The sequence below is a fragment of the Halorubrum sp. SP3 genome, from assembly GCF_005435195.1.
GTDB lineage: Archaea > Halobacteriota > Halobacteria > Halobacteriales > Haloferacaceae > Halorubrum > Halorubrum sodomense.
The window spans coordinates 1-300 of record NZ_SGTU01000569.1; the positions used below are offsets into that span (position 1 = coordinate 1).

The following is a 300-nucleotide window of genomic DNA, read 5'->3' on the forward strand; positions in this document are numbered from 1 at the left end:
CGAACGCCGACGGGTTCGGCGAGGTCAGCCGGGTGCGAGGGATCGCCTTCGAGTACCTCTCGTTCGGCGCGAGCGTCTTCGGCCTCGTCGCGCTCGGCGTGCTGCTCGTGTACGTCGCCATCGACGCCTTCGACCTGGCGAACGCCAGCCCCGCGTGGCTGCTGACCTACTTCCTCACGCTCGTCGTCCCGTTCCTCGCGTTCTGCCTGTACAGCGCGGACGACCCGGAGGTCACCCGGCGCGCGCTCGGCGCGCTCGGCGGCGGGCTCGTCGCCGTCGCGGTGCTTTTCACCGCGATCG

The 300-nt window shown here is 71.3% G+C and carries 1 pseudogene; it reads left to right on the forward strand.

What is annotated here, in order from left to right:
• Positions 1-300, forward strand: a pseudogene (locus tag EXE42_RS17595) (phosphate ABC transporter, permease protein PstA); the annotation flags it as partial.